Genomic DNA, 26,756 nt, shown 5'->3' on the forward strand with positions numbered 1-26,756 from the left:
CAAGCCACGCTCCCACAGGATATGTGTCGACCATGGAATCTGGATCCGACACATATCCTGTGGGAGCGAGGCTTGCCCGCGAAGAGGCCCTAAGCAACGCCGAAAATCTTAATGCAGCTTCAGCCGCGGCTCAGTCCCGCGCCCAATCTTGCTACCCAACATCAACATCGCCGTGCGGAACGCGCCATACAACGCCATCTGGTGCATGCGATACAACGACACGTAAAACATCCGCGCCAGCCAGCCCTCAAGCATCACGCTACCGGTGAGGTTACCCATCAAGTTGCCCACAGCCGAAAAACGCGACAGCGAGATCAGCGAACCGTAATCGGTGTACTTGTATTCCGGCAGGGTCTTGCCTTCGATCCGCAGTTTCAGCGATTTGGCCAGCAACGAAGCTTGCTGGTGCGCGGCCTGGGCGCGCGGCGGCACATTGCGGTCGGTGCCCGGTTGTGGGCAGGCCGCGCAGTCACCGAAGGCGAAGATGTTCTCGTCGCGGGTGGTTTGCAGGGTCGGCAACACTTGCAGCTGATGGATGCGGTTGGTTTCCAGGCCATCGATGTCCTTGAGGAAACCCGGCGCACGAATCCCGGCGGCCCAGACTTTGAGGCTGGCGTTGATCACTTTGCCATCGGCGGTGATCAGACTGTCTGCCGTCACTTCGCTGACCGCGGCATTGGTCATCACGTTGACCCCGAGTTTCTCCAGGGTTTTATGCACAGGCCCGCCGATTCGTTCCGGCAGGGCAGGGAGCACCCGTGGTCCGGCTTCGATCAGGGTGATGTGCATGTTTTCCGGTTTGATTCGGTCCAGGCCGTAGGCCGCGAGTTCATGGGCGGCGTTGTGCAGTTCCGCTGCCAGTTCGACCCCGGTGGCACCGGCGCCGACGATCGCTACGCTGATCTGCTCGACTTTATCGGTTTGCCCGGCGTGGGCGCGCAGGTAGTGATTGAGCAACTGCTGATGGAAGCGCTCGGCCTGTTTGCGGGTGTCGAGGAACAGGCAATGCTGCGCTGCGCCCTGCGTGCCGAAATCGTTGGTGGTGCTGCCGACAGCAATCACCAGCGAGTCGTAAGGCACTTCGCGCGCCGGCACCAGTTCCAGACCGGCCTCGTCGTAGGTGGCGGCCAGCTGGATTCTCTTCTGTGCGCGATCGAGCCCGCTCATGCGCCCCAGCTGGAACTCGAAATGGTTCCATTTCGCCTGAGCGACATAGTTGAGTTCGTCTACGGTGGAGTTCAGAGAACCTGCCGCCACTTCGTGCAACAACGGTTTCCAGATGTGGGTCAGGTTCGCGTCGACCAGCATCACACTGGCCGTGCCGCGCTTGCCCAGAGTCTTACCCAGACGGGTAGCCAACTCCAGACCGCCGGCGCCGCCGCCAACGATGACAATACGATGAGTCATGGGGATATCTCGCAAGGCTAAAAGAAATCGGTGCAATTACCCGAGCGAGCGCGATGCAGCTCATAGCGTCAGGTAACTGATAAAGCGGCTCAACAGGCCTAAACCAATGGTCACTGCCAACACCACCACCAGGAGCATCCACGGCCGGAAAGGCCGGCGCTCGACTTGGTGCTGGGAAAGGCGCAGGTACTCTTCGACATGCTTCTGGTCGTCCGGGTTCAGGCGGCTGGTCATATTGGGCCTCGTCAGGTAGACGTTGCTGAATGTTTAGAAGCTACAGGGCTTTTATCCTGGGTTGAACGGAGCATAGCCGCTGTCCGGAATCGGCTCGACATTCACCCTGTCGTTCAGGCGAATGATGCCACTTTGTAACACTCGGGCAGTGATTCCGCCATGTCCGCGAACGGCCTGAAAGGTCCCGGGGCCGAGGTTGTTTTCGAGACGTGCGCAGGGCTGGCACCAGCCGGTGGTTTCGAAAATCGCCTGGCCGATCCTGAAACGCCGGCCCTTGAGGCTGAACAGGTTGATACCGCTGACGACGATATTGCGCCGCAGATCCTGAGGCCGTACGGGCTGATCGTCCGAACGGTCCATCAGGGAATTGATTACAGCCAGGTGTTCCCACTGAATCAAAGTCACCTGCCGCGCATTGCGCACACCGGGACGGGCATGATCACCGGTCAACCCGGCTTCAAGTCGTGCTTCTACAGCATCGAGTTCGATCATCGGCGAGTGGGATTGCGGCCGTACACCGATCCAGCGGACACGGCCTTGTTGCGGTACTTCGGCGATCAGTTCCTGCAACGGACTCACAGGCTGATCCCAACGTCGAAAACGATGCTGCGGCCCAGATTGCTACGCAGAAAATCCGGAGCCTCCGGATGGGCGAACAGCACTCGGGCGAAGGTTGGACCGACCAGCGACAACGAGCGCCAGCCCTGACGCAAATACTCGGTGGGTGGCGGAAAGTGGCTGTTGAGGTCCAGCACTTCGCGCTTGAGACTGGCGAAAGCGATGATGTCCAGCTCCCCCAGGTCCATGCCGCGCTCTTGGTAGTTATGGGCTTTTTTGCGCAAGGTCGGCGCCAGTCTCAGCAGAAATTCATTGGCCGGGATGCGCCGGGGCTTGGCCTCGCGGCGCACCAGCTGGCTCAGGGAAAACGCGCTGCGTCGACGTTGCAACTCATCACGCCATTCATCGTTGAGGCGCCGGCCCTCGTCGAGCACAAAAAACACTTCGAAGTTTGCGTCGCGGAACAACACGTCGGGCGGCTCCCCGGCAGGGGCAAACTCGTCGGCGCGATAGGGAATGTTCAGGCCCTGCAGCAGGCGCTGGCAAACCCAACGCTCACGCTCCCATTTGCGGGCATTGGAGAGGAACGTGTTGGCTTGCTCGGCCGCAATGGTCAGCAGGCGTAAATAATCTGAATCATCCATAGGCCCAAGCTTAGCGTTCAAATGTGATCTGAATAATAAGTCTGTCGTGATTTCTTCAGACAGAGTCTTACCCGTTTTTTCTGGCATGCCTATGGGTGTTCACGCTTTAGCCTATCCATGTTGTGCTTTATGACATCCATCACCGCAGCGGTCATCACCGCGGTGGAAACACCAAACATCAGGATTCCGTTGGCGGCCTCCAATGGGCCAAGCAGGCGCCAGCGTGCGGACATGACGATGTCGCCATAGCCCAGCGTGGCGAAATTGACCGCCGAGTGATACAGCGCGGTGGCGAATTCGTCGAATTCGTCGAGCAGCATGAACAGCGTGGCCCAGATGGCCATCTGCACGAAATTACTCAACAGCATCAGCAGCATTACCATCGACAACAACAGGATATTCAGCCATTGCGATTCAGCGGGTTGGGCATGCCTGAAACGCACGTATTGACGCAGGCATACAGTCACGAAAATGGCTTGCAGTAACAGGCAGAACAACATCACGGGAAGGCCGGCCAATAGATTCAACAGCATGGGAATATCCTCTGCCGCTGTGTCAGGTCTGCCCCTGGTTGTCTGGCCCGGGTTCTCGCGCTTGATCCACCCATTCCCAGAACAGCTGATAGCCGACCGCGAGTATTACAGGGCCGATAAACAGGCCGAGGATACCGCTCGTGACCATGCCGCCCAAGGCACCGATCAGCACCACAGGCATCGGGACATCGACACCACGACCTAGCAACAGTGGTTTGAGGACGTTATCGACCAATCCCGCGATGAAGACATAGATGGCAAACACAATGGTCGCCGTACTGGCACCTTCGCTCATGAAAACAAAGACGATGACCGGAAGGGTAATCAGGGTTGCCGGTAATTGCATGATGCCAAGAAGCAGCACCGCCAAGGCGAGAAGGCCGGCGCCGGGGACGCCCATGAACACAAAGCCGATGCCCACCAACAGCATTTGAATGAAGGCGATGCCGACCACCCCCAGCGCCACCGCCCGGATGGTGGCGGTGCACAGATTGGCAATTTTCGGCCCATTGATCGGACCACTGAAGCGCGAAACGATTTGCACCGCACTGCGGTGGCCGCTTTCTCCATACGCTAAAAAAATACCGGCAATAATCAGGGCGACGATGAACAAAAGGAGCCCCATGCTGACACCCGCAAGCTTGCTCAGCAGGGAAAGGCTGACACCTTTGATTTGCGGTATGAACTTCTGTGCCAGGTCGGGCAGGTCAGTGGCGGCTTGCGCCCATAAGTTATAAAGGGGTTCACCCACGAGTGGCCAGCTGGCTACCGTAGCCGACGGGGGCGGAATATGAAAACTGTCGGTTTTGACCAGGGTGATGACCCTCTCCACGGAATCCGCCAGCGAGGCTCCCATCAGATAAACAGGCACGATAAGAATACTGATGGCGATCAATACGATCAGCGTCGCAGTGAGCCCGTCTTTGTTCCCCAGTTTGCCTTTGAACCTGACTTGCAAGGGGTAGAGGGTGATTGCCAGGATCACCGACCACAGCATCAGATCGTGGAAGGGGCTGAAGATCTGAAAGCAGAAGATCACCAGAACGGCAATCACTCCGGCCCGAATCAGTACATCGAGCAGGTCTCGGGAAAAAATCCTTTCGAGAATGGGCGTGGGAACCATGATCACCTCCAGTAGAAAGTGGCAAAGGCAGGCATTCGGTAGGGTCCAGCATAGACGTGCTGGAAATCTGCGCGCGGCCCGCGGGCGCGCCGGTAAACATGGATAACGTTGATAAAGACTGTCGCTGAGAGTCTCCGATGCCACTTAGAGATCCTTGTCCCAATCCACCGGATGTACCTCGAGATAGCTGTCGACTGCTGCGCCAATTGTTGGAAAAAACGCCGCTTCGCCAAGCCGCGCGAAAAGCCCGAATCGCTTCAGCTTGTCCTTGACCGGGTCCTTCATCTCGGCCACGCATAACTTGATGCCCGCCGCGTGCAAGGTTTCGTCCAGTTCCGCCAACATGTCGGCGGAGGTCACGTCCACGCTGGTGACGGGTTCTGCCGCAATGACCAACCAGCGCACTGGCGTAGGCGATGCCGCCACGGCGTCCAGCACTCGGTCATGGAACAACTCGGCGTTGGCGAAAAACAACGGCGAATCCCAGCGAAACAGGACCACGCCGGGTATAAGGCGCGCGTCGGGGTAACGCTTGATGTCGTGATAACCCTTGATGCCTTTCGCGCGTCCCAGAACGGCAGAGTAAGGGCGCCAGCCATCCCACAGAAATTCGATGACGGCGATCACGATGGCCAGGCCGATGCCTTCAATCGCGCCCAGCACGGCCACGCCGATGGTGCAGACGATCGACAGCCAGAACTCCCAACGCTGGATGCGATAAATGCGTCGCAGGTCGGTGACCTCAATCAGGCCGATGGCGGAGGCGATCACCACTGCAGCCAGTGCGCTGGTGGGTAAATCCTTCAATAGGTCCGGCGCCACCAACAGCAGTAAGGCAACAGCCAGAGCGCCGATGACGCCGGTCAGCTGGGTTTTGGCGCCTGCGGCCTCGGCCACGGGCGTACGTGACGAACTGCTGCTGATTGCAAAGCCCTGAAAAAGTCCGGCGGCCAGGTTAGCGACGCCCAGGCCCACCATTTCCTGGTTCGGGTCGACATAGGTACGGGTCCGCGCCGCATAGACACGCGAGAGCACGCTGGTATCGGCGAACGAAACCAGGGCAACAGCACAACCGCCGATCAGGACGGGGACGATATCGGCGCGAGTGATCCAGGGGATGTCGAACGCAGGCAAGCCTTGTGGAAGAGAGCCGAGGACCGACACTCCAGCGCGCTCTGCAAGGTCCAGCATACCCACGGCAATGGTTGCTCCTGCCACGGCGATCAGAATGCCCGGTATGCGCTTGTTGCCCTTGAGCAGCAGAATCACGGCCAAGGTGCCTGCGCCGACCATGAACGCGGTCCAGTTGGTTTTCCCCTCCATTACCGCGGTAGCGATCGCCCACAGGTTTCTCAGCGGGCCGTCGGATTCAATCGAAAAACCGAAAAATTTGGGCAACTGACTGATCAATACCGTCAGCGCGATCCCGTTCATGTACCCGTAGCGGATCGGTTTGGAAAGCAGCTCCGTGATAAAGCCCAAGCGCGCTATGCCGGCCAGGATGCACACAATCCCCGAGACGATCGCCATCATGCTTGCGAGGGCGATTGCACGACGCGGGTCGCCGCCGGACAGTGGCAGGACGACGGCGAGAATGACGGCAGCCAGCGAGGAATCCGGCCCCAGCACCAGAATCCGGCTGGGTCCGAACAGCGCATACGCGAGCAGCGGAACGATGGTCGCGTAAAGGCCATAGATGCCGGGTACGCCCGATGCCACTGCGTAGGCGATGCCGACAGGTACCAGCATCGTGGTCAGCACCAGCCCGGCCACGAGATCGTGCCGCAGCCAAGCTATTTTGTATCCACGTAGCGTGCGCAGTCCCGGCAACCAGCGGCTCCATCCGGCGTCGTCGCCGGTATCCCGATGAGCAATGCGGCCCGGTTCCGGGACGGGAGGCGAAGCATCCGAATGGCTCATAGGACTGTGGCCCTTTGGTGTACAGCGCAGATCCGCTTAAACGAGCCGGTCAGAATTTTTCTGGAATTCGCCGCAGCGGATAATCCGGTTCACGATAGCCGCCTGATTTCTGCCGCTTGGGCAAAATCACCTTCTCGCGCGGTACATTCTTGTACGGAATGCGGCTGAGCAAATCAGAGATGATGTTGAGGCGGGCCCGCTTCTTGTCGTTCGAGTTGGCCACAAGCCACGGAGCATGATCGGTGTCGGTCGCCTTGAACATGTCGTCACGTGCGCGTGAGTAGTCATACCAGCGGCTGTAGGACTTGAGATCCATTGGCGTCAGTTTCCAGATTTTGCGGCCGTCCTTGATCCGCGCCTCGAGCCGGCGGGTTTGTTCCTCTTCACTGACTTCCAGCCAATACTTGAACAGGATGACGCCCGAGTCGACCATCATGCGTTCCATGAGGGGGGCCAGGGCCAGGAAACGGGCCACCTGCTCATCGGTACAAAATCCCATCACCCGCTCGACCCCTGCGCGGTTGTACCAACTGCGATCGAAGATCACCACTTCGCCAGCCGCTGGCATGTGCGCCAGGTAGCGCTGTATATACATCTGGCTCTTCTCGCGATCGGTCGGTGCAGGTAGTGCCACCACCCGAAAGACACGCGGGCTCACCCTCTCGGTGAGCGCCTTGATCGTCCCGCCCTTGCCGGCACCGTCGCGCCCCTCGAAGACGATACAAATCTTGATGCCCTTTTGTTTCACCCATTCCTGCAACTTGACCATTTCGACATGCAGCCGGCGTAACTGCTCAAGATAGTCTTTGTTCGTCAGTTTCAAGGGTTCAGCGGCGTTACTTTTAACAGGGGTTTTCTTCTTGTCCTTTGCCATGACCCAAGCCTCACCTATGCCAGTCGCTGATTACCGATAGATAGCCCCTGCAGGTGCCACTATCCGCTTGCAGATCGCGCACTGCTTCGAGCAAGACTGGCCTTAGTCGTGGACGGCCCCTCTGCTCTTGACGTTCAACTCCATCACCAATCGCGTGAGTCTAGTCCATGAATCAACCCTCTACAGGGTTGCTACAGGCTCTTGGAACACTCCCTCGCCCTACGCCCGATTCAGGGCATTGCACAAAACGGATAGCGATCTGCGCAAAGCGGCTATTGCCCCGTGCCCGGCGTCTCTACCCTCGGCTGTACGGACGTTAGCCGCGTTACCGACTCTTAAAAAAAACAACAACAAGAGATAGATGCCATGCGCAAGATCAACGTACATGAGGTTATCGACAACGCTCGATTCAACCGCTTTCACTGGATGGTGCTGTTCTGGTGCGCCCTGATCATCATCTTCGACGGATACGATTTGGTGATCTACGGCGTGGTGTTGCCGATGCTGATGAAAGAGTGGGGCCTCAGTCCCCTGCAAGCCGGCGCACTGGGCAGTTATGCCTTGTTCGGGATGATGTTCGGCGCGCTGTTTTTCGGCCCGCTGTCGGACAAGATCGGCCGCAAAAAAGCCATCACGATCTGCGTGATGCTGTTCAGCGGTTTTACCGTGCTCAATGGTTTTGCCCGTAACCCCACCGAGTTTGGCCTCTGCCGGTTCATTGCCGGGCTGGGCATTGGCGGGGTGATGCCCAACGTCGTGGCGCTGATGAACGAATACGCGCCGAAGAAAATCCGCAGCACGCTGGTGGCGATCATGTTCAGCGGCTACTCGGTGGGCGGCATGCTCTCGGCGGGGCTCGGCATCGTGTTGATCCCGAGTTTCGGCTGGCAATCGGTGTTTTACGTGGCGGCGCTGCCGTTGCTGTTGTTGCCGCTGATCATGTACTTCCTGCCCGAATCGGTGGGTTTCATGCTGCGTCAGGGGCGCAATGAAGAAGCGCGCAACATCCTGGAACGGGTTGACCCGGCTTACGTCGCTCACGCCGACGATCAATTGCACATGAGCGAAGTGAAGGGTACCGGCACCCCGGTGTTGCAGCTGTTTCGCGAGGGTCGCGCGCTGCGCACGCTGATGCTGTGGCTGGCGTTCTTCTGCTGCTTGCTGATGGTTTACGCCTTGAGTTCCTGGCTGCCGAAACTGATGGCCAACGCCGGTTACAGCCTGGGTTCGAGTCTGTCGTTCCTGCTGGTGCTTAACTTCGGCGCCATTTTCGGCGCGGTCGGTGGCGGCGTGCTGGGTGACAAGCTCAACCTGCCGCGCGTGTTGTCGGTGTTCTTCGTCGTAGCTGCGGTATCGATCAGTTTGCTGGGCTTCAACAGCCCGATGCCGGTGTTGTACTTGCTGATTGCGCTAGCCGGTGCCACCACCATCGGTTCGCAGATTCTGTTGTACGCTTGCGCCGCGCAGTTCTACTCCATGACCATTCGCTCCACCGGTTTGGGCTGGGCGTCGGGCATCGGCCGCAACGGCGCGATTGTCGGTCCGCTGTTGGGCGGTGCCTTGCTGGGGATCAGCCTGCCGCTGCAACTGAACTTCATGGCGTTTGCCTTGCCGGGTGCGGTGGCCGCTCTCGCCATGACGGTGTTCGCCATCAGCAGCCGGCGTAGCGCTGGTGTCAGCCGAGCGCTGTCACCGACGGGTGCTTGAGTCATGAAAGCGCTATTCCAGGACTTTTCCCTGTCAGCGGCTGTCGCCGGATTTATCGCCACAGTGATTTCCTACGCTGGTCCCTTGGTGATCATCTTTCAGGCGGCCGAGGCGGCGCAGCTCTCGCGGGAAGTGTTGTCGTCCTGGGTCTGGGCGATTTCCATCGGCAGCGCCGTGCTCGGCATCGGTTTGAGCCTGCGTTACCGCGTCCCGGTGATCATCGCGTGGTCGGCGCCGGGTTCGGCGTTGCTGGTGGCGTTGTTGCCGGGAATCTCCATGCCGGAGGCGGTGGGCGCCTATCTGGTCAGCAGCCTGATTATCTTCCTGGTCGGCGTGTCGGGGGCTTTTGACCGGATCATCGGCAAACTGCCCGCGGCGATTGCGGCGGCGATGCTGGCGGGGATTTTGTTCAGCTTCGGCACCGGATTGTTCGTCTCGCTGCAAGGCAAGCCGCTGCTGGTGCTGGCGATGTTTGCCACGTACCTGATCTGCAAACGGGTGATGCCGCGCTATGCGGTGTTGATGGTGCTGCTGGTGGGTTGTTCCATCGCATTTCTCGCCGGTGATTTGCACCGCGAAGCGCTGGTAATCGGTTTGGCCACACCGGTGTGGATCACCCCCGCGTTCAGCCTGAGCGCGATCCTGAATGTCGCCTTGCCGCTGATGATGGTGGCATTGACCGGCCAGTTTGTTCCTGGCATGGCGGTGCTGCGTGCCAGCGGTTACTCAACGCCCGCCGGCCCGATCATCGCCAGCAGTGCGTTGGGCACTGCGCTATTGGCACCGTTCGGTTGTCACGGGCTGAATCTGGCGGCGATTACCGCGGCCATTTGTACCGGTCGCGAGGCCCATGAAAATCCGCGCAAGCGCTATGTGGCCGGGGTCGTGGGCGGGCTGTGTTACCTGGTGCTGGGGATTTTCGGCGCCACGCTGGTTTCGTTGTTTTCGGCGTTCCCCAAGGAACTGATCGCAGCCCTGGCCGGGCTGGCGCTATTCGCGGCGATAGCCGGGGCGTTGGCCGGCGCAATGGCGGTGCCGAGTGATCGCGAAGCCGCGCTAGTGACCTTTCTCACCACCGCCTCGGGCATGTCGCTGTTTGGTTTGTCCGCCGCTTTCTGGGGACTGATTTTCGGCATGGTCACCCATTTGCTGCTAAGCGCCCGCCGTCCCGTCCCCCGCAGCGAAACCGCTGCGACTGAAGCACTTCAACCTGTCGATCAATAAAAATAAGAGAAAAAACGATGAAACAGATTCTTCCAGCAACCGGTTCAGTGTTGTCCCTGGCGTTCGCCTCGGGTTTTTCCAGTGGCGTGATGGCCGCCGAGGGCGGCTTCATCGAAGACACCACGGCCACATTGCAGGCGCGTAACTACTACTTCAGCCGGGACTTCTCGGACATCGTCGGGGCCAATCAACAATCGAAGGCCGAAGAGTGGGCACAAGGCTTTATCCTCAACGTCAAATCCGGTTATACCCAGGGCCCGGTTGGGTTTGGTGTGGATGTTATCGGCCTGCTGGGCCTCAAGCTCGACAGCAGCCCGGACCGGGTCAACACCGGTTTGCTGCCGGTGCACGGTGACGGACGTGCGGCGGATGATTACAGCCGTCTGGAAGGCGCGTTGAAGATGCGCTACTCCAAGACCGAGTTGAAAGTGGGTGAGTTGCAACCCAACCTGCCGGTGCTGGCCTTCAGCGATATCCGTCTGTTGCCGCCCAGCTATCAGGGCGCGAGCATCAGTTCCAATGAGATCAATGGCCTGACCTTGCAAGGCGGCCACTTGAATTCGACCAGCCTGCGCAACGAGGCCGGCGATGAAAAGATGCAAGCCATGCTCGGTCATGTACCGCAGCGTCAGGTCAGCAGCGATAGTTTCAACTTTGCCGGCGCCGATTACGCCTTCAATGACAAACGCAGTTCGGTCAGTGCCTGGTTCGGGCAACTGGAAGATATCTACAATCAGCGCTTCCTCGGCCTCAAGCACAGCCAGCCGATGGGCGACTGGACCCTGGGCGCCAACCTTGGCTATTACGATTCGCGCGAAGACGGCAAAAAGTTGCTGGGCAATATCGACAACCAGGCGTTTTTCTCCTTGTTGTCGGCCAAGCGCGGCGGCCACACGTTTTATGTCGGCTATCAGGGCATGTTCGGCGACAGCGCCTTCCCGCGCGTGTTTGCCAACATCTCACCCCTGGGCAACGAGGTGCCGACTTACGAGTTCGCCTACACCGATGAGCGTTCCTGGCAGGTACGCTACGACTACGATTTCGCGGCTCTGGGCGTGCCGGGGCTGACCAGTACCGTGCGTTACATCACCGGCAATAACGTCGATACCGGCAAGGGCTTTGAAGGCAAGGACCGCGAGCGCGATCTGGATATCGGCTATGTGCTGCAGAGCGGTAGCCTCAAAGGCCTCGGCATCCGCGTGCGCAACGTCATGGCGCGCTCCAACTACCGCAGTGATATCGACGAAAACCGCCTGATCCTCAGTTACACGTGGAAGCTGTTATGAACCTCGTTTTCTCGATGCCCAGGTCCGGACCTGGGTGGCCTTTCTCAAGGCCCGAACTGCCCAAACTGTTCGCCGAACATGACGCGGTGATGAACGATCCGCGGCATTGGGCCTGACGTCCCGGTTACCTCATCCCCAGCGAGTTCGGCAGAACCAGAGAAATCCACGGTACATAGGTAATCAATATCAGGAACAGGAGCAGGATAATCAGCCAAGGCATTGCTGCACGGATGGTGGCGGTCAGTGACATGCCGGTCACCGCCGAGGTAACGAACAGGTTCAGGCCTACGGGCGGCGTAATCAGACCAATCTCCAGGTTCACCACCATGATGATCCCCAGGTGAATCGGGTCGATTCCCAACTTCATGGCGATCGGGAACATGATCGGCGCCAGGATCAGGATGATTGCCGAGGGTTCCATGAACGCCCCAGCCACCAACAACACTATGTTCACCACGAGCAGGAATGTCACCGGTGTCAGGCCCGCGCCGATGACCCAAGCGGTGATTTGTTGGGGTAATTGCTCGGTGGTCAGTACATGAGCGAAGAGCATGGCATTGGCGATGATGAACATCAGCATGATGCTCAGCTTGGCGGACTCGAGCAGTACCTTCGGTATCTCGCGAAACGACATGTCCTTGTAGACGAACAGCGCAATAAATGCCGCGTAGACCGCCGCCACTGCTGCCGCCTCGGTCGGGGTGAACATCCCGGTGTAGATGCCGCCCAGGATGATGAACATGAGCAGCAAGCCCCAAACGGCCTTGCGTGCCGCACTCAACCATTCACGAACAGTCGCCCGCGGCATGGCGGGCAGGTTTTTCCTGACGGCGACGACGTAGATGGCCACCATCAATGCCGTACCCAGCAACAGACCGGGCACCACGCCGGCCATGAACAGCTTGCCGACCGAGGTTTCCGTCGCCGCCGCATACACCACCATCACGATGGAAGGCGGAATAAGAATCCCCAGCGTGCCGGCGTTGCACACAATCCCGGCACCGAATGCCTGTGGATAACCGGAGCGGACCATCCCCGCGATGGCGATGGAACCCACGGCGGCTACCGTTGCGGGACTTGAGCCGGACAACGCGGCAAACAACATGCACGCCAGCACCGCCGCGATGGCCAGGCCGCCGCGAATATGCCCAACGCAAGCGTTGGCAAAGTCGATCAAGCGCCGCGCCACACCGCCCGTGGTCATGAATGCGCCGGCCAGCAAAAAGAATGGGATGGCCAGCAACGTGTAGTGCTCGGAGGTCTCGAACAGCTTGATGGCCAGTGAGCGCACGGAGTCAGGGCTAAAAAAGATGATCGTCAGCGAACCGGCCAAGCCAAGGGAAATGGCGATCGGTACGCCGATAAACATCAGCGCGAACAGAGCAACAAAGAGGAAAAGAATAGTCATTTCTTGTCATCCTCATGCTCGGTCAGTTTCAGCACCTCCGCGGCTTCGTCGACCAGGCCCAGGCCCGTTTGACGATTTTGCACAATGCGCACCAGGATCTCGGCAAAGCGGATGAACACCAAGGCAAAACCCACCGGCACAATCAGCCCGATGTGCCATTGCATGATGCCGTAATGACCGAGGTCCTCGGCACCGATGCCAGCGATGAACAGCGTCTGAATCCATTCGAAACTGGCGACGCTGAGCAGGCCCGCATAGGCCAGGCTGCAGAGGCAGGCAATGATGCCAATGATTCGCTGAGCCGGTTTGCTGGCCAGTTTCACCAAGGCATCGACACCGATGTGTCCGGCCGTGCGCACGCCATAGGACAAGCCGAAAAAGATCAACCAGGCGAACAAGGCTTTGGTCAGCGATATGCTCCACGTCATAGCCTGGGCCATCCCCATGACGCTATCGCCAATAGCTAATAACGGTTCACCGGCGCTTGGCCAATAGTCGGCGAAGCTGTAGAAAACGCTATAGAGGTTATTGAGGATGACGTAAACGAACGTTACCAGCGTCATTGCCGCCAGCAGGAAGACGATAAAACCTTCTTCGAAATGATCCCAGATGCGCCGTAAGGCATTCATGAGTGGCATCTCCCGATCGAGTGACGACTATGAAACAGGGCCACCCTTTCGGGCGACGCCCGCCGGCAGATTACTGAGCCTGGTTGGCGGCTTCGGCGGCCTTGATCAGGTCGGCACCGATATCGCCTTCGAACTTGTTCCAGACCGGTTTCATTGCTTCGCGCCACTTGCCACGTTGCTCTGGAGTCAGCGTGATGATTTCAGTGGTTTTGGCGTTGATGATGTTCTGTTTGGCATCCTGGTTCAGTTTCTCCGCATCTTTGTTCACCTGAGTGGTGACCTCGACGATGATCTTGTCCAGCTCGGTTTTTATATCCGGCGGCAGGGCAGTCCAGAACTTGGTATTGGTGATCAACATGTAATCGAGCAAGCCATGGTCGGATTCAGTGATGAACTTTTGCACTTCGTGCATTTTCTGGCTGTAGATGTTCGAGTAAGGGTTTTCCGCGCCATTGACGACGCCGGTCTGCAAGCCCTGATAGACCTCGGCGAAGCTCATCTTGCGAGGGTTGGCGCGCACCGCCTTGAATTGTTCTTCGAGCACGGCCGAGGCCTGAACCCGGAATTTCAAACCGCGGGCATCGCCCGGCTCACGCAGCGCCTTGTTGGCGGATAACTGCTTCATGCCGTTATGCCAATAGGCCAGACCGGTGATGTTCTTGCTTTCCATTGCCTTGAGAAGCCCCTGGCCGTCAGGGCTTCGCTGGAAACGGTCGACTGCCGAGATGTCGTTGAACAGGAACGGCAAATCGAACAATTGCAGCCTGGGTGTGTATTGCTCGAACTTGGCCAGCGACGGCGCAATCATCTGCACATCGCCCGACAGCAGCGCCTCCATTTCCTTGCCGTCACCAAACAGAGAAGAGTTTGGATAAACCTCTACCTTGACCTTGCCGGGCAGACGTTCTTCGACAAGTTTCTTGAACAGCAGGGCGCCTTGGCCTTTAGGCGTTTGTTCGGCGACCACGTGAGAAAACTTGATAACGACTGGATCAGCCGCCAGTACCAGGCTCGACACACCCAGGGCGAGTGTGCAGACGGCCGCGCTCCACAATGGTTTGAGCATTTAGAGGTTCCTCTTGTTTTAGTTCTCGTGCCGTTCATGTCTGAAACGCGTTTGCACGGTGGACAAGAGGAGTCTAGGCAATAAATCACCATTGGTCGTTGCAACTAGTATTTCCAGAAAACCGGGATGAACAACACCAGAACGGTGAGGATCTCCAATCTTCCCAGCAGCATGCCAACGGTCAGCAGCCATTTGGCGGCATCGGGCAGTGTCGAGAAGTTACCTGCCGGGCCAATGATCGAACCAACGCCAGGTCCCACGTTGCAGACGGCAGTGGCCGCGCCACTCAATGCCGTGGTCCAGTCCAGGCCAATGAGCGCCAACCCCAAGGCGATTGCCCCGATGGTGATGGTGAAAAAGAATGAAAACGTCAGAAGCGAACGGGCGATATCCTCGTCGATGGGGTGATTGTTGTATTTTTTCTGGATGACGGCTCGAGGGTGGATCAATTGTTTCAGGCTGCCCATGAGCAGGGCGCCCGCCACTTGAAAACGGAAGATTTTAAGACCGCCAGCGGTGGAGCCGGAGCAGCCACCGACAAAGGTCAGATAAAAAAACAGCAGCACGGAGAAACTGCCCCATAACGTGTAATCCCCCAGCGCCACGCCGGTCGTTGTGACCACCGATGTCACGTTGACCGCCACGATCCGAACCGCCTCCCACCAGCCATACTGGCTGTGCAAGCACAACCAGGTGCCGACCAGCAGCGAGGTAATGAGCAAAAAGCCAATGAACCCGCGTACCTGGTGATCTTTGAACAAGGCCCGTTTATTCCCGCGCAATGTGCTCACATACAGCGTAAAAGGCAGACTGCCCAGAATCATGACAACCACCGCTACCCAATGAATGGCCGGTTGCGGCCAGTGGGCCAGAGAAGCATCGGAGGTGGAAAAACCTCCCGTGGAAATCAACGACATTGCATGGTTGACGGCTTCGAACGGCGTCATCCCTGCGATCCACAGGGCCAGCGTGGAAAGAGCGGTAAGCCCGATATACAACCCCAGAATATATTTGGCGGCGACGTGGGAGCGTGGTGTGACCTTCTCCGACCAGTCGGAGGATTCGGTCTGAAACAGCCGCATCCCCCCGACCCGCAATAGCGGCAGGATGGCCACGGCCATGCCGATGAAGCCGATCCCGCCCAGCCAATGCAGCATTGAACGCCAGACCAGCAAGCCGGGAGAGGCGGTGTCCAGACCGGTCAGGATGGTCGATCCGGTGGTGGTGATGCCGGACATCGTTTCAAAAAATGCGTCGGTGTAACTGATGTGCTGGATAAAGACCATGGGCAATGCGGCGAACATGCAGACGACCACCCAACTGGCGGTCGTCAGCATGTACATATCGCGGGGACGCAACTCAGCGTTCTCAGGACGTCCCTTGTTAATCAGCAGCAGCCCGGACATCACCGTGATCAGGATTGACCACAGAAAGGCCGACATTTCATCGTTGCGTTCATAGATCACCAGCGTGAGCAGCGGTATCGCCATGCTCACAGCAAGCGTGATCAAAAAGATACCCAGGATGAAACCGATAAGCCGCAGTACCGCAATGGACATAAATAACGCCTGCCTTGTTAGCGTCGCGCAGTATCGACGGGCTTGTCGTTTTGTCTCGTAAAGTTTGCGTAACTTTTTTCGATCCCTCGGATTCTCGATTCACCAGGGTAGACGTGCAACACGGCCACTCAGAACCGCCGGTATAGACTGAGCACTATTACGATGGGAGAGACGCGTGAAATATAGAACAGCGTTGCTGCTCAGTCCTGCGCTTATGTGGGGCCAGTTGCCGAAGAAGGCACGCCCATGATCGGCGCCGAACTGCTGTCACCGCAAAGCCTTACAGTAGGCTGGCTGATTTACGCGCCGGTGGTGATCTGGGCTGTCTGTCGAGCGCCTTGGGTGGAACTGTTCAGCGACAGCCGCCGTCAGCATCTATTGTTCGGCACGGTGTTCGCGCTGTTCATGCTCTGGCTGGTGCGACGGGACTTCGACACCGGCGTGTCCTATCACTTCATCGGCATGACGGCGGTAACGTTACTACTGGATTGGCCGCTGGCGATTGTCGGCGGGTTGGTTGCGCAAGCGGGATTGGTGCTGCTCGGACGGCAGGACATGGCGGCCATGGGGGTCAATGGCGCGCTGCTGATTCTGCTGCCGGTGCTGGTCACCGAGTGCTGCGCAATCCTGGTCGAACGCGCGCAGCCGCGTAATCCCTTTGTGTACATCTTCTGTTCCGGTTTTTTTGCCGCTGCGTTGTCGGCCTTGTTGTGTTTGATTCTGACGCTCACATTGCTGTGGTACGACGAACGTTTCGCCATGCCCTATTGGCTGATAGATTTTGTCGGTTACCTGTGGCTACTGATTTTTCCGGAAGCGTTTATCAACGGCATGGTGGTCAGCGCATTGGTGGTGTTCTGCCCCGAATGGCTGGAGACGTTCAATCGCACGCGCTACCTTTCGGCGCCCTGGAAAGACGATGACCCCAAGCCTTGATCCTTCAGCTAAGCGTTGTCGGCCCCAAAAGATCGCAGCCTGCGGCAGCTCCTACGGATTGGTACATGACTTCGACCTCAAGGGTGTACCCGGTCGGCGTAAGGAGCTGCCGCAGGCTGCGATCTTGGCGATCCAGGGATCAGTGACGCGGGTCGAAGTCGCCGCTGAACAACTCGTCCTCGGCATCGGGGGCCACCGGGATCTTGTGTTCTTCCGACGCCCAGGCGCCCAGGTCGATCAGTTTGCAACGGTCTGAACAGAATGGCCGGAACTTGTTCTCGGGGCTCCATTCGACAGGGGCGCCACAGGTTGGGCAATTGATGGTTGGGGTTTGGCTCATGACTGGCCTCCACGCAAAGTAAGGTAAAAGTGATGCAGACGTTCAACCTCGCTGTGCAGCCAGGCGAGGTCGCGGTCATTGACCACCACATCGTCGGCATGGCTCACGCGGTCCTGTCGGCTGGACTGGGCCTTGAGGATCGCCTGGACCTGTTGTTCGCTGGTCTGGTCGCGCTGCAGGGTGCGTTCGATCTGTAACTGTTCCGGGGCATCGATCACCAGGACCCGTTGGGTCATGGCGTACTGTCCGGACTCGATCAGCAGCGGCGAAACCAGAATCGCGTAAGACGATTGTGCCTTGGCCAGATGGTGGGTGATTTCTTCGGCGATCAGCGGATGCAGCAGTGCTTCGAGCCAGCGGCGTTCATCCGGCACTTCGAAGATCAGCTTGCGCAGCGCCGCGCGATCCAGTTGGCCGTCGGCTTGCAGCACGCCGGGGCCAAAGTGCTCGGCGATCTTCGCCAGTGCCGGGCGACCGGGTTCGACCACCCAGCGAGCCGCATGATCGGCGTCCACCACGTGCACGCCCAGATCGATGAAGTGCTGGGCGGCCGCGCTTTTGCCGCTGCCGATGCCGCCGGTCAGACCGAGAATCCAGGGTTTTTCCACAGGGGTATTCATTTCAAACCGACAAACTGCCAATAGAAGCCGGTTATTTGACCACCCCAGAGCAAGGCAATCCAGCCGGCAATCGCCAGATAGGGGCCAAAGGGCAGAGGGGTCGAGGTTTTCGCATCCCGCAGGCGCAGCAAAATCACCCCGAGGATGGCTCCTACCAGCGATGACAGCAGGATGGTCAGGGGCAGGATCTGCCAGCCGCCCCAGGCGCCGAGCATCGCCAAGAGCTTGAAGTCACCGTAGCCGATGCCGTCCTTGCCGGTGATCAGCTTGAACAGCCAGAACACCGTCCACAGCGCCATGTAGCCGGCCACCGCGCCCCAAAGCGCGTCGTGCAGCGAGACGAAGAGCCCGAAGCTGTTGACGATCAATCCCAGCCATATCAACGGCAGCACCAGCACGTCCGGCAACAGCTGGTGTTCGGCGTCGATCAGGCTCATCGCCAACAGACCCCAGCTCAGGACCAGCACCATGCAGGCCTGCCAGCCGAAACCGAAATGCCAGGCGACGAACGCCGACAGTACGCCGCAAGCCAGTTCGGTCAGCGGGTAACGTTTGCTGATCGGCGTCGCGCAGTTCGAGCATCGCCCCCGTAAAAACAGATAACTGAGCACGGGAATGTTTTCCCATGCTCGAATCCGATGGCCACAGTCGGGGCACTCGGAGTGGGGCAGTATCAGGTTGTAAGCCGGGCCGGGGGCTTCGGGTGGCAAATCCAGGACGTCATGGGCCTGCAGGCGCCATTCACGCTCGAGCATTTTCGGCAGACGCCAGACCACCACATTGAGAAAACTGCCGATCAGCAAGCCGATCACCCCTGCGGTGATCACGAAGGCCAGCGGGTTGAGACTCAGAAATTCGTTCAAGGACATATCAGATCGCTGAGCCAAGTTGGAAGATGGGCAGGTACATCGCAACCACCAGGCCGCCGACGATAACCCCCAGCACTACCATGATGAAAGGCTCCATCAGGCTGGTCAGGTTATCGACCATGTTATCCACCTCGTCCTCATAGAAGCTCGCGACTTTGTCGAGCATGTCGTCCAGTGCGCCAGACTCTTCGCCGATGGCCGTCATCTGGATCGCCATGTTCGGAAAGATGCCGGAGGTGCGCATGGCAAAATTCAGCTGCATGCCGGTTGAAACATCCTGCTTGATGCGTAACACCGCTCGCTTGAACACGATGTTGCCGGTTGCGCCCGCGACTGAATCCAGGGCTTCGACCAGTGGCACCCCGGCGGCAAATGTCGTCGACAAGGTGCGGGCGTAACGGGCCACGGCGGACTTGTACATGAGCGCGCCAACCAACGGCAGTTTCAGCAGCCAAGTGTCCATCCGGTCCCGAAAGCCCGGGGACTTTTTAAAGGCATGGCGGACGCCGAAGACCAGCGCACCCAACATGCCGAGCACCATCCACCACCAGGCCTGCAGGAACTCCGACAAGCCAATGACCATTACGGTGAACGCCGGCAGCTCGGCGCCAAACCCCGAGAACACCGATTCGAATTGCGGTACAACCTTGACCAGCAGAATCCCGGTCACAATGATTGCGACAAACACCACCGCCAGCGGGTAAGTCATGGCTTTCTTGATCTTGGCCTTGAGGCTTTCGCTCTTTTCCTTGTAGGTCGCCACCCGTTCCAGCAAGGTATCCAGAGCCCCGGCCTGTTCGCCGGCATCCACCAGATTGCAGTACAGCTCATCGAAATACTGGGGCTTTTTGCGCAGGGCCGCGGCGAAGCTGTTGCCGGCCGCGACTTCCTGTTTCACCTCGTCCACCAGCTTGCGCATGTTCGGGTTATCGAAGCCCTCGCCGATAATGTCGAACGATTGCAGCAACGGCACGCCGGCTTTCATCATGGTCGCCATCTGCCGGGTAAACAGGGCAATGTCCAGGGCCTTGATGCGTTTGCCGGCACTGAAAATGGACGCGGTTTTTTTCCGCACCTTGCCCGGGTTGATCCCTTGCTTGCGTAACTGAGCCTTGATCAGCGCAGGATTCTGGCCGGTCAATTCGCCGGTCATTTTTGTGCCTTTTTTGTCTGTGCCTTCCCAGGCATATACGCTGATTTTCGCTGCTTTGACCGCCATGTTCAGTCCTTCGTGACCCGGTTGATTTCTTCAAGGCTGGTGATGCCTTGCATGGCCTTGAGCAGGCCCGAAGTACGCAGGTCGTTGAAGCCGTCCTTACGCATCTGGATGTCGATTTCCAGTGAATTGCCTTCGGCCATGATCAGCCGTTGCAGGTCTGGGGTGTTCTTGACCACTTCATAAATCCCTACTCGCCCTTTGTAACCGCTGTTGCACTGATCGCAACCGATCGGTTCATAGATCGTGAACGAGCCGATGCGTTCCTCGGGAAAGCCTTCTTTGAGTAACGCCTCGCGGGGAATCTCGATGGGTCTCTTGCAATGGCTGCACAGTTTGCGCGCCAGGCGCTGGGCGATGATCAGGCTGACCGAGGTCGCGATGTTGAACCCCTGAATCCCCATATTGCGCAAGCGGGTCAGGGTTTGCGCGGCGCTGTTGGTGTGCAGGGTGGAAAGCACCATGTGCCCGGTCTGGGCGGCCTTGATGGCGATTTCGGCGGTTTCGAGGTCGCGGATTTCGCCGACCATGATGACGTCCGGGTCCTGACGCAGAAACGAGCGCAGCGCCTGGGCGAAATCCAGTCCCTGCCTCGGGTTCACGTTGACCTGGTTGATGCCTTCCATGTTGATTTCCACCGGGTCTTCGGCGGTGGAAATATTGATGTCGACGGTGTTGAGGATGTTCAGCCCGGTATAGAGCGACACGGTCTTGCCTGAGCCGGTGGGGCCGGTCACCAGGATCATCCCCTGTGGCTGCTTGAGGGCGGCCATGTACAGGTCTTTCTGATCGGGTTCGTAGCCGAGGGCATCGATGCCCATTTGGGCACTGGACGGGTCGAGGATCCGGATCACCACTTTCTCGCCCCACAGGGTTGGCAGTGTGTTGACCCGGAAGTCGATGGACTTGCTTTTGGACAGGCGCATCTTGATTCGCCCGTCCTGGGGTTTACGCCGCTCGGAGATGTCGAGACTGGCCATGACCTTCAGCCGGGACGCAATGCGATTGGCCAGTTGTGTCGGTGGCCTGGCGACCTCCCGCAGCATGCCATCGGTGCGCATCCGCACGCGGTAGATTTTTTCATAGGGCTCGAAATGCAGGTCGGAAGAACCGCTCTTGATCGCGTCGAGCAGCATCTTGTGGACGAAGCGCACCACGGGGGCGTCATCGGCATCTTGCCCTACGATTGAATCCTGTTGCTGGTCATCGACCGACTCGATGTCCAGCCCGTCGAGGTCGACATCGGCCATGTCCTCCAGGCCGGTGGAGTGGTTGTCGAAGAATTTTTCGATGGCATCGCTGAGCTTGTCTTCCTCCACCAGGATGGCTTCGGTACTCAGCCCGGTGCTGAACTGGATGTCGTTGATGGCTTGATGATTGGTCGGGTCGGAAATCCCCACGAACAGCTTGTTACCACGCCGCCAGAGGGGCAGGGCGTGGTGCTGGCGAATCAGCTTCTCGCTGACCAGCCCTCGGGGTTGGGTGTCCTTGTCCAGGCAATTGAGGTCCAGCAGGGCCATGCCGAAATGCTCCGACGCCACCTCGGCGACCTGCCAGCTTTTCAGCAGTTTGTTTTGCACCAGATAGCTGACCAGCGAAATTCGATTGCGTTGGGCTTGCTGATACGCCTGTTGCGCACTTTGGTCAGTGATCATCTCGGCCAGTACCAATTGCTTGGCCAGACCGCTAAGGGCAATGTCATTCATCGGGATACCGGACGCAGACAGTTAATGACTTATAGCCTAGTCAAGCAGTGGAACCAAACCAGCCGGGATGAGGTGACAAAAAGTGTCAGATTGTGCGGATCCGTGTAGTAGGAAAGGTCGTTGCCGCGATCTCCCGCCCCGCAGACAGGGGCGCGCGCGGCTTGGCATGACCTGTGCTGCGCCTTGTTCAGATCATGAGATTTCGACTCATGCATGGAGCCTGTCTATGAAAAATCAAAAAGGTTTTACCCTGATCGAACTGCTGATCGTGGTGGCGATCATCGGGATTCTGGCAACGTTTGCATTACCGCAGTATTCGAAGTATCAGGCGCGGGCGAAAGTTACCGCTGCGCTTGCAGAAATCTCGGCACTGAAAGTGCCTTTCGAAGACATCATCAACCAAGGCACTAACCCCACCCTCGCACTGATCGGCGGTACGGTGACCACCGGTAATTGCACGATTACGGCATCGGGTACCGCTGCTGACGGTGCAGGCACTATTGGCTGCACGATTCTCAATGCTCCAGGGCCGGTGCTCAGCAAAACCATTACGCTTACACGCACGCTCGCCGGTGGCTGGACATGTGCCACCACGGCTGAACAGGAATACGCGCCTAAAGGCTGCACTGGCGCTGCCGCTGCTGGCTGATCTATCGTCATCCTGCCAATGCCCCGCGTTTCACGACGCGGGGCATTTTTTTGTCCATCATTTGATGGCCGCGCCAATAATCAAGAAAACCCCGACAATTCATGGCCTTAGGCCTGCGTTAAAACCCGCATGTTGCATGTAGATAATTTCGCAGTCATGCAATTTGCATGATTTCGAAAATCACTATAGTTGTTAAGTAGTTGATTTATAAGCATTTATTTTTTATCTGGCAGTTGGCACAGCGTTCGCACTCTCTCCAGTAACCCTGCTGACAAGACATGCAGCAGACTTTCCAGAAATACAGGAGTTACTCGTATGAAGAAGTTCGCTATCGCTGCCGCTACTGCTACCGCGTTGACCCTGACCATGGCCAACGCCGCATTTGCACAGACCACCCAAGCGACTCAGGCACCTATGATGCTGGCCGCCGGTGAAGTTACTGAAGCGAAAGAGGATGTTTCCGATACCTGGATCACGACCAAAGTCAAAGCAGACCTGGTGACCGAAAAAGGCATCCCGGGCACTGACATCAAAGTCGAAACCAACAAAGGCGTTGTTTCCCTGTCTTCCACCACCGTTCTGACAGATGCTCAGAAAACCACCGCGGTGGCGATCGCCAAAAATATCAAAGGCGTCAAAGCGGTCTCCGCTGACGGCCTGAAAGCCGATTAAGGCAAGGCTTCTCGCCTGGACCGGGAGAAGGTGCGGTAGACGGGCCGAGTCATACGTTTGCCGCAACTTGAGCGTTCATGCGAAAGGCCACAAGGATGTGGCCATTACAGGCCCCGGCATTCGTGTCGGGGCCTGTTCTATTGTGGGGAATAAAGATCAAAAGAAAGATCAAAAGATCGCAGCCTTCGGCAGCTCCACATGGGAATGAGTACACCTGTAGGAGCTGCCGAAGGCTGCGATCTTTTGTTCTTCTTTAATTGCCGCGCTTGCTGGTGATTCGAACCAACCGGTTTCCTTCAAAGCGCAGGTACTGGTACATCCCGCTGTTGGGCCCGTAGGTCCATTCCTCGACCGGAAATTCTTCCCGTCGATTGGCGCTGCGCTTATAGCCCAGCAAGTCGCGGGCAACGGGCTCTCCGCATTTTTGCAGCACTTCGCCGGCCCTGTCCCCGACGCTGATCAATTGGCTGCCGCAGCGCAAGGTATCGGCCGCCGCTGCCTGGCCGGCAATCAGCATCAGCGCCAGGCTCAGAAGCCAGCGCGTGCCCATCACTCGGCATCCAGATGCATGGGCGTGATAACGCGGCCATCGCTTTCTGCCTCACCGAGGCTGGCGTCGATGAAGTACACGCGGTCATCGGCCAACTGACCCTTGTCCACCAGATAATCCTTGATGCTACTGGCCCGTTCTTGCCCCAATTGACGCAACAGCACCTCGCTGGAACTCCAGAACGCGATCACACCTTCACGCATTTTTTTGCTGCGTTCTTCCTTGCCCAGATCCTTCCATTCGGCCGGCGGCTGGGTCTTGAGGCGTGTGCGGTAGATCCCTTCCAGCAGCGGCCCTTTTTCGTTGTCCGGCACTTCCAGCAACGAGGCCTGCGCCGGTACTTTGTCACCGCGGCGCTGGAGCATTTTGTAGTAGTTGTACTGGTATTCCCGCTCCAGGCGTTGCTCGGCGATCAGCGGGCCATCGCTGCTCTTGGCGGCGGTGCCTTCGATTTCCAGGCGCAGGGCCGGACGTTCCTTGAGCGCTTGGGACAGTTTGACCAGCGCTGCTTCGGCCTCTTTGCTCAGGTCAGTTGAACCCGGTGCGAACGCCACGGTGCCCAAATCTTCAGAGCCACCACCGCTGACCAGACCGCCAATCATTTTGAAGGGCGCTGCAGCTGCTTTCACGATCAGATTGCGCAAGGTCTGCCAGACAATAGGCATAACGCTGAATTGCGGGTTGTTCAGGTCGCCGCTCACCGGCAGCTCGATGGAAATCTTGCCATCGACATCCTTGAGCAAGGCAATCGCTAACTTCAGCGGCAGGCTCACCGCGTCCGGGCTGTCGACCTTTTCACCCAGTTGCAACTGCTCGACCACCACTTTGTTTTCGGCCAGGAGCTGGCCGTTGGTGATTTTGTAATGCAGGTCGAGATTGAGCCGGCCCTTGCGGATACGATAACCGGCGAACTTGCCGGAGTAGGGCGTCAGGGTAGTCAGTTCCACCCGCTTGAAACTGGTGGCGATGTCCAGGCTGGCCATCGGGTCGAACGGGTTGACCGAACCCTTGATAGTCACCGGCGCATAGCGGTCGACTTTGCCTTTGATGTCGACACTGGCCGGTTTTGCCCGGCGGCTGTCGATGGTGCCGATCTTCCCGTTGAGCTGTTGAGCGGCCGTGGCGAAGTTCGGGGTCAGGCTGAAGTCGGCGAAATTAGCCGAACCATCATTGATGGCGATGCCGCCAATGTGGATGCCCAAGGGTTTTTCTTTCCCGGCAGCCGGTTTCGCCGCGGCGGTTGTGGCGCCGGAATCGGCCGGTTGCGGGATCAGCAGGTCATCGATGTTGGTGGTGCGATCATCGTTGATCATGAAGCGCGCATAGGGCTGGAACAGGTTGACCTTGTCGATCGACAGGCTGTCGCCATGCTGATAGTTCAGGCCTTCGAGCACCAACTGTTGCCACTTGAGGAAGTCGCGGGTTTTCAGAGTGTCGAGGGTATGCAGCTGATCGACCTGGGCGCGGCCGGTAACATTGAATGCCAGCGGTTCGGTGCTTTTCAGGTCGACCGCCAGATCACTGCCCAGCATGCCGCTGCGCAGTTCGAGACGAATGAACGGGTTGATGTAGGACTGGGCGACGCGCAGGTCGATGTCCTTGGTCTGCACGTTCAGTCTGGCGCTGATCGGGGCCAGATTGACCACGCCATCCGCGGTGATCTTGCCTTGCTTGCCCACGCCGGTGTCGAGCTTGAGGTTGAAAGGTGAGCCATTGAGACTGTCGAAATTTTGCAGGTCCAGGTTCAGTGGGCCCAGCTCCAGCGCCACCTCCGGTTGTGCCTTGCGGTCGGCCAGGTGCACTTGGTAATTGCGCAATTGCACGTCTTTGAGCAGCACCTGCCAAGGCTTGCTCGGCGCGGCCGGTTCAGGCTGCGGCGAATCGGCTGCTGCCGGCGCGGTGGCTGGCTCGGCATTGGCTTTGGCGGCCGCCTTGGACGGCTGACTGGCGAACAGTTTTTGCCAATCGAGTTGCCCATCGGCTTCGAGGGCGGCCCAGGTTTCCAGTTTCTGGCTGCGGATCTTGCCGACCACCACTTGCTGTTTGGCCAGGTCTACAGTGGTTTCGCTGATGTCCAGCCGTTCGAGCTTCGCCAGCGGTCGACCGTCCGCAGTCTTGATGGCGAATGGCGCGACGCTGACGGCAACGTTGCTCAGCAGCAGTTCGGTTTCCTTGGCCAGATTGAGTTTGTAGTCGGTGCTGAGGCTGATGACGCCATCTTCGAGTGCGAGTGGCACAGCATCGCGTACGTAGGGCCAAAAGGATTTCATCTTGCCGTCAGTGATTTTCAGCTTACCTTCGGAGGCAATCGGGATCAGGCTGAAGTTGCCGGTCCAGTCGATCTGTCCACCTGCCGGCCCGACGGCCACCAACGTCATGTCGGCGCTGTCTTCGGGCAGGGTGCTGAGGTTTTTCAGTTCGAAATCGAGTTTGTCGTAGAGAAATTCGATGGGTTCGCTGGGCCGTGCATCCTCGAGATGGACGGAGCCGCCGGCCAGTTTGATCCGCTCCACGCGCAGCGGGAATGGTTTGGCGTCCGGATCGACCGGAGTCGGTTCGCTGGCAGGGATTTTGAACAGGCCGAGCAGGTTGAGTTTGCCGTCCTTGCCGAAGAGGATTTCGGTCTTGGGTTTGTCCAGTTCGATATCGGACAGGTGCAGCGCTTTGGTCCAGAGGCTATCGATCTGCAGGTTGGCGTACAGACGTTCGAAGCCCACTTGCTCTTTGCCCGGCTCGCCGATGACCAGGCCCCAAAGGGTGACTTCAAGGCTGAACGGGTTGAGTTCGATCCGCGAAATCGTGGCGGGCGTCGTGGCGTAGTTGGCCAATTGTTGATTGGCGATTCGCAACGCGATGCCCGGCAAAATCAGAAACCCCAGCAGGCTATAAAGAGCCAGGGCAGTCAACAAGGCGCCGATAGCGCGAATCAATCCTTTGGGCATGTGCGGCTTCATTTGTCGGAATCGGAGTGCCTTGGAGTATGGCATGCGTTTGCGGTTCCGAAGCAACCACGCTTTATAGGATTT

General features: G+C 58.3%; 25 protein-coding genes. 6 read left to right on the forward strand and 19 right to left on the reverse strand.

The features are described 5' to 3' along the window. Window positions 1-108: 108 nt before the first annotated feature. The 8 genes from NHU87_RS11770 to ppk2 all read right to left on the reverse strand — a co-directional run bounded on the left by NHU87_RS11770 (window position 109) and on the right by ppk2 (window position 7,293). Complete coding sequence (locus tag NHU87_RS11770) at window positions 109-1,407, reverse strand: NAD(P)/FAD-dependent oxidoreductase (RefSeq protein WP_253548428.1); 1,299 nt, start codon at window positions 1,405-1,407, stop codon at window positions 109-111. Window positions 1,408-1,467: 60 nt separating this feature from the next. Then, window positions 1,468-1,641 (reverse strand): DUF3094 domain-containing protein, encoded by a 174-nt coding sequence (locus NHU87_RS11775; RefSeq protein ID WP_253548430.1) that lies wholly within the window; start codon window positions 1,639-1,641, stop codon window positions 1,468-1,470. A 51-nt stretch (window positions 1,642-1,692) separates the two neighbouring features. Further along, complete coding sequence (locus NHU87_RS11780; protein WP_253548432.1) at window positions 1,693-2,220, reverse strand: MOSC domain-containing protein; 528 nt, start codon at window positions 2,218-2,220, stop codon at window positions 1,693-1,695. Then, window positions 2,217-2,843 carry a DUF1780 domain-containing protein gene (locus tag NHU87_RS11785; RefSeq protein ID WP_253548434.1) on the reverse strand — a complete coding sequence of 209 codons (627 nt, stop codon included), beginning with the start codon at window positions 2,841-2,843 and terminating at the stop codon, window positions 2,217-2,219. The genes NHU87_RS11780 and NHU87_RS11785 overlap by 4 nt, the downstream gene beginning before the upstream one ends. Window positions 2,844-2,932: 89 nt before the next feature. After that, window positions 2,933-3,376 (reverse strand): potassium channel family protein, encoded by a 444-nt coding sequence (locus tag NHU87_RS11790; RefSeq protein WP_253548436.1) that lies wholly within the window; start codon window positions 3,374-3,376, stop codon window positions 2,933-2,935. Window positions 3,377-3,398: 22 nt separating this feature from the next. After that, complete coding sequence (locus NHU87_RS11795; protein ID WP_253548438.1) at window positions 3,399-4,499, reverse strand: AI-2E family transporter; 1,101 nt, start codon at window positions 4,497-4,499, stop codon at window positions 3,399-3,401. A 144-nt stretch (window positions 4,500-4,643) separates the two neighbouring features. Beyond that, complete coding sequence (locus NHU87_RS11800) at window positions 4,644-6,419, reverse strand: SulP family inorganic anion transporter (protein WP_253548440.1); 1,776 nt, start codon at window positions 6,417-6,419, stop codon at window positions 4,644-4,646. Between the two features lie 49 nt (window positions 6,420-6,468). Then, the gene (gene ppk2 / locus NHU87_RS11805; protein WP_253548442.1) at window positions 6,469-7,293 is read right to left on the reverse strand and encodes a polyphosphate kinase 2; all 825 of its coding nucleotides are present in this window, start codon (window positions 7,291-7,293) and stop codon (window positions 6,469-6,471) included. A gap of 366 nt (window positions 7,294-7,659) precedes the next feature. On the opposite strand from ppk2, the gene NHU87_RS11810 reads away from it, so the two are divergent. Genes NHU87_RS11810 through NHU87_RS11820 form a run of 3 tightly spaced genes read left to right on the forward strand, consistent with a single transcriptional unit; the run spans window position 7,660 to window position 11,510 of the window. Further along, entirely contained in the window at window positions 7,660-9,000 is a 1,341-nt protein-coding gene (locus NHU87_RS11810; protein ID WP_253548444.1) for an aromatic acid/H+ symport family MFS transporter, read from the forward strand. A 3-nt stretch (window positions 9,001-9,003) separates the two neighbouring features. Continuing rightward, window positions 9,004-10,224 carry a benzoate/H(+) symporter BenE family transporter gene (locus tag NHU87_RS11815; RefSeq protein ID WP_253548446.1) on the forward strand — a complete coding sequence of 407 codons (1,221 nt, stop codon included), beginning with the start codon at window positions 9,004-9,006 and terminating at the stop codon, window positions 10,222-10,224. A 17-nt stretch (window positions 10,225-10,241) separates the two neighbouring features. Next, the gene (locus tag NHU87_RS11820) at window positions 10,242-11,510 is read left to right on the forward strand and encodes an OprD family porin (protein WP_253548448.1); all 1,269 of its coding nucleotides are present in this window, start codon (window positions 10,242-10,244) and stop codon (window positions 11,508-11,510) included. A 124-nt stretch (window positions 11,511-11,634) separates the two neighbouring features. On the opposite strand, the gene dctM is transcribed toward NHU87_RS11820, so the two are convergent. From dctM to NHU87_RS11840, 4 genes are all read right to left on the reverse strand, one after another. Next, complete coding sequence (gene dctM, locus NHU87_RS11825) at window positions 11,635-12,918, reverse strand: C4-dicarboxylate TRAP transporter large permease protein DctM (RefSeq protein WP_253548450.1); 1,284 nt, start codon at window positions 12,916-12,918, stop codon at window positions 11,635-11,637. Further along, window positions 12,915-13,547, reverse strand: a complete 633-nt coding sequence (locus tag NHU87_RS11830; RefSeq protein ID WP_253548452.1) for a TRAP transporter small permease — start codon at window positions 13,545-13,547, stop codon at window positions 12,915-12,917. Before NHU87_RS11830 ends, dctM begins: the two co-directional genes overlap by 4 nt. Before the next feature lie 70 nt (window positions 13,548-13,617). Then, window positions 13,618-14,613, reverse strand: coding sequence for a TRAP transporter substrate-binding protein (locus NHU87_RS11835; RefSeq protein ID WP_253548454.1), 996 nt, complete (start codon window positions 14,611-14,613; stop codon window positions 13,618-13,620). A 104-nt stretch (window positions 14,614-14,717) separates the two neighbouring features. Further along, the gene (locus NHU87_RS11840; RefSeq protein ID WP_253548456.1) at window positions 14,718-16,172 is read right to left on the reverse strand and encodes a TrkH family potassium uptake protein; all 1,455 of its coding nucleotides are present in this window, start codon (window positions 16,170-16,172) and stop codon (window positions 14,718-14,720) included. 246 nt (window positions 16,173-16,418) lie between these two features. On the opposite strand from NHU87_RS11840, the gene NHU87_RS11845 reads away from it, so the two are divergent. Beyond that, complete coding sequence (locus tag NHU87_RS11845) at window positions 16,419-17,108, forward strand: energy-coupling factor ABC transporter permease (protein WP_253548458.1); 690 nt, start codon at window positions 16,419-16,421, stop codon at window positions 17,106-17,108. 139 nt (window positions 17,109-17,247) lie between these two features. Here the strand turns inward: NHU87_RS11845 and yacG are convergent, their stop codons facing one another. From yacG to pilB, 5 genes are read right to left on the reverse strand one after another with little or no spacing between them, the layout of a single operon-like run. Further along, entirely contained in the window at window positions 17,248-17,448 is a 201-nt protein-coding gene (gene yacG / locus NHU87_RS11850) for a DNA gyrase inhibitor YacG (RefSeq protein ID WP_253548460.1), read from the reverse strand. Further along, entirely contained in the window at window positions 17,445-18,068 is a 624-nt protein-coding gene (gene coaE / locus NHU87_RS11855; RefSeq protein WP_038981519.1) for a dephospho-CoA kinase, read from the reverse strand. The genes yacG and coaE overlap by 4 nt, the downstream gene beginning before the upstream one ends. Next, window positions 18,065-18,937 carry a prepilin peptidase gene (locus tag NHU87_RS11860; RefSeq protein ID WP_253548462.1) on the reverse strand — a complete coding sequence of 291 codons (873 nt, stop codon included), beginning with the start codon at window positions 18,935-18,937 and terminating at the stop codon, window positions 18,065-18,067. Before NHU87_RS11860 ends, coaE begins: the two co-directional genes overlap by 4 nt. A gap of 1 nt (window position 18,938) precedes the next feature. Then, entirely contained in the window at window positions 18,939-20,156 is a 1,218-nt protein-coding gene (locus NHU87_RS11865; protein WP_253548464.1) for a type II secretion system F family protein, read from the reverse strand. A 2-nt stretch (window positions 20,157-20,158) separates the two neighbouring features. After that, window positions 20,159-21,859 carry a type IV-A pilus assembly ATPase PilB gene (gene pilB / locus NHU87_RS11870; RefSeq protein ID WP_253548466.1) on the reverse strand — a complete coding sequence of 567 codons (1,701 nt, stop codon included), beginning with the start codon at window positions 21,857-21,859 and terminating at the stop codon, window positions 20,159-20,161. A 226-nt stretch (window positions 21,860-22,085) separates the two neighbouring features. Between pilB and NHU87_RS11875 the strand changes: the two genes are divergently transcribed. Together NHU87_RS11875 and NHU87_RS11880 are read left to right on the forward strand one after the other, a co-directional pair. Further along, entirely contained in the window at window positions 22,086-22,508 is a 423-nt protein-coding gene (locus NHU87_RS11875) for a pilin (RefSeq protein WP_253548468.1), read from the forward strand. Window positions 22,509-22,823: 315 nt separating this feature from the next. Further along, window positions 22,824-23,180 (forward strand): BON domain-containing protein, encoded by a 357-nt coding sequence (locus tag NHU87_RS11880; RefSeq protein WP_253548470.1) that lies wholly within the window; start codon window positions 22,824-22,826, stop codon window positions 23,178-23,180. 253 nt (window positions 23,181-23,433) lie between these two features. On the opposite strand, the gene NHU87_RS11885 is transcribed toward NHU87_RS11880, so the two are convergent. Both NHU87_RS11885 and NHU87_RS11890 read right to left on the reverse strand, forming a co-directional pair. Continuing rightward, window positions 23,434-23,730 carry a DUF2845 domain-containing protein gene (locus NHU87_RS11885; protein ID WP_253548472.1) on the reverse strand — a complete coding sequence of 99 codons (297 nt, stop codon included), beginning with the start codon at window positions 23,728-23,730 and terminating at the stop codon, window positions 23,434-23,436. Continuing rightward, a complete protein-coding gene (locus NHU87_RS11890; RefSeq protein WP_253548474.1) occupies window positions 23,730-26,717 on the reverse strand; it encodes a DUF748 domain-containing protein in 2,988 nt (995 codons plus the stop codon). The genes NHU87_RS11885 and NHU87_RS11890 overlap by 1 nt, the downstream gene beginning before the upstream one ends. Window positions 26,718-26,756: the final 39 nt, after the last annotated feature.

Source organism: Pseudomonas mandelii, assembly GCF_024138395.1.
GTDB lineage: Bacteria > Pseudomonadota > Gammaproteobacteria > Pseudomonadales > Pseudomonadaceae > Aquipseudomonas > Aquipseudomonas mandelii_E.

What these genes read in the sequence shown, in the direction of transcription:
- NHU87_RS11770 (WP_253548428.1), bottom strand. Translation starts at nt 1,407, where the DNA reads ATGACTCATCGTATTGTCATCGTTGGCGGCGGCGCCGGCGGTCTGGAG.
- NHU87_RS11775 (WP_253548430.1), bottom strand. Translation starts at nt 1,641, where the DNA reads ATGACCAGCCGCCTGAACCCGGACGACCAGAAGCATGTCGAAGAGTAC.
- NHU87_RS11785 (WP_253548434.1), bottom strand. Translation starts at nt 2,843, where the DNA reads ATGGATGATTCAGATTATTTACGCCTGCTGACCATTGCGGCCGAGCAA.
- NHU87_RS11790 (WP_253548436.1), bottom strand. Translation starts at nt 3,376, where the DNA reads ATGCTGTTGAATCTATTGGCCGGCCTTCCCGTGATGTTGTTCTGCCTG.
- NHU87_RS11795 (WP_253548438.1), bottom strand. Translation starts at nt 4,499, where the DNA reads ATGGTTCCCACGCCCATTCTCGAAAGGATTTTTTCCCGAGACCTGCTC.
- NHU87_RS11800 (WP_253548440.1), bottom strand. Translation starts at nt 6,419, where the DNA reads ATGAGCCATTCGGATGCTTCGCCTCCCGTCCCGGAACCGGGCCGCATT.
- ppk2 (WP_253548442.1), bottom strand. Translation starts at nt 7,293, where the DNA reads ATGGCAAAGGACAAGAAGAAAACCCCTGTTAAAAGTAACGCCGCTGAA.
- NHU87_RS11810 (WP_253548444.1), top strand. Translation starts at nt 7,660, where the DNA reads ATGCGCAAGATCAACGTACATGAGGTTATCGACAACGCTCGATTCAAC.
- NHU87_RS11815 (WP_253548446.1), top strand. Translation starts at nt 9,004, where the DNA reads ATGAAAGCGCTATTCCAGGACTTTTCCCTGTCAGCGGCTGTCGCCGGA.
- NHU87_RS11820 (WP_253548448.1), top strand. Translation starts at nt 10,242, where the DNA reads ATGAAACAGATTCTTCCAGCAACCGGTTCAGTGTTGTCCCTGGCGTTC.
- dctM (WP_253548450.1), bottom strand. Translation starts at nt 12,918, where the DNA reads ATGACTATTCTTTTCCTCTTTGTTGCTCTGTTCGCGCTGATGTTTATC.
- NHU87_RS11830 (WP_253548452.1), bottom strand. Translation starts at nt 13,547, where the DNA reads ATGAATGCCTTACGGCGCATCTGGGATCATTTCGAAGAAGGTTTTATC.
- NHU87_RS11835 (WP_253548454.1), bottom strand. Translation starts at nt 14,613, where the DNA reads ATGCTCAAACCATTGTGGAGCGCGGCCGTCTGCACACTCGCCCTGGGT.
- NHU87_RS11840 (WP_253548456.1), bottom strand. Translation starts at nt 16,172, where the DNA reads ATGTCCATTGCGGTACTGCGGCTTATCGGTTTCATCCTGGGTATCTTT.
- NHU87_RS11845 (WP_253548458.1), top strand. Translation starts at nt 16,419, where the DNA reads ATGATCGGCGCCGAACTGCTGTCACCGCAAAGCCTTACAGTAGGCTGG.
- yacG (WP_253548460.1), bottom strand. Translation starts at nt 17,448, where the DNA reads ATGAGCCAAACCCCAACCATCAATTGCCCAACCTGTGGCGCCCCTGTC.
- coaE (WP_038981519.1), bottom strand. Translation starts at nt 18,068, where the DNA reads ATGAATACCCCTGTGGAAAAACCCTGGATTCTCGGTCTGACCGGCGGC.
- NHU87_RS11860 (WP_253548462.1), bottom strand. Translation starts at nt 18,937, where the DNA reads ATGTCCTTGAACGAATTTCTGAGTCTCAACCCGCTGGCCTTCGTGATC.
- NHU87_RS11865 (WP_253548464.1), bottom strand. Translation starts at nt 20,156, where the DNA reads ATGGCGGTCAAAGCAGCGAAAATCAGCGTATATGCCTGGGAAGGCACA.
- pilB (WP_253548466.1), bottom strand. Translation starts at nt 21,859, where the DNA reads ATGAATGACATTGCCCTTAGCGGTCTGGCCAAGCAATTGGTACTGGCC.
- NHU87_RS11875 (WP_253548468.1), top strand. Translation starts at nt 22,086, where the DNA reads ATGAAAAATCAAAAAGGTTTTACCCTGATCGAACTGCTGATCGTGGTG.
- NHU87_RS11880 (WP_253548470.1), top strand. Translation starts at nt 22,824, where the DNA reads ATGAAGAAGTTCGCTATCGCTGCCGCTACTGCTACCGCGTTGACCCTG.
- NHU87_RS11885 (WP_253548472.1), bottom strand. Translation starts at nt 23,730, where the DNA reads ATGGGCACGCGCTGGCTTCTGAGCCTGGCGCTGATGCTGATTGCCGGC.
- NHU87_RS11890 (WP_253548474.1), bottom strand. Translation starts at nt 26,717, where the DNA reads ATGCCATACTCCAAGGCACTCCGATTCCGACAAATGAAGCCGCACATG.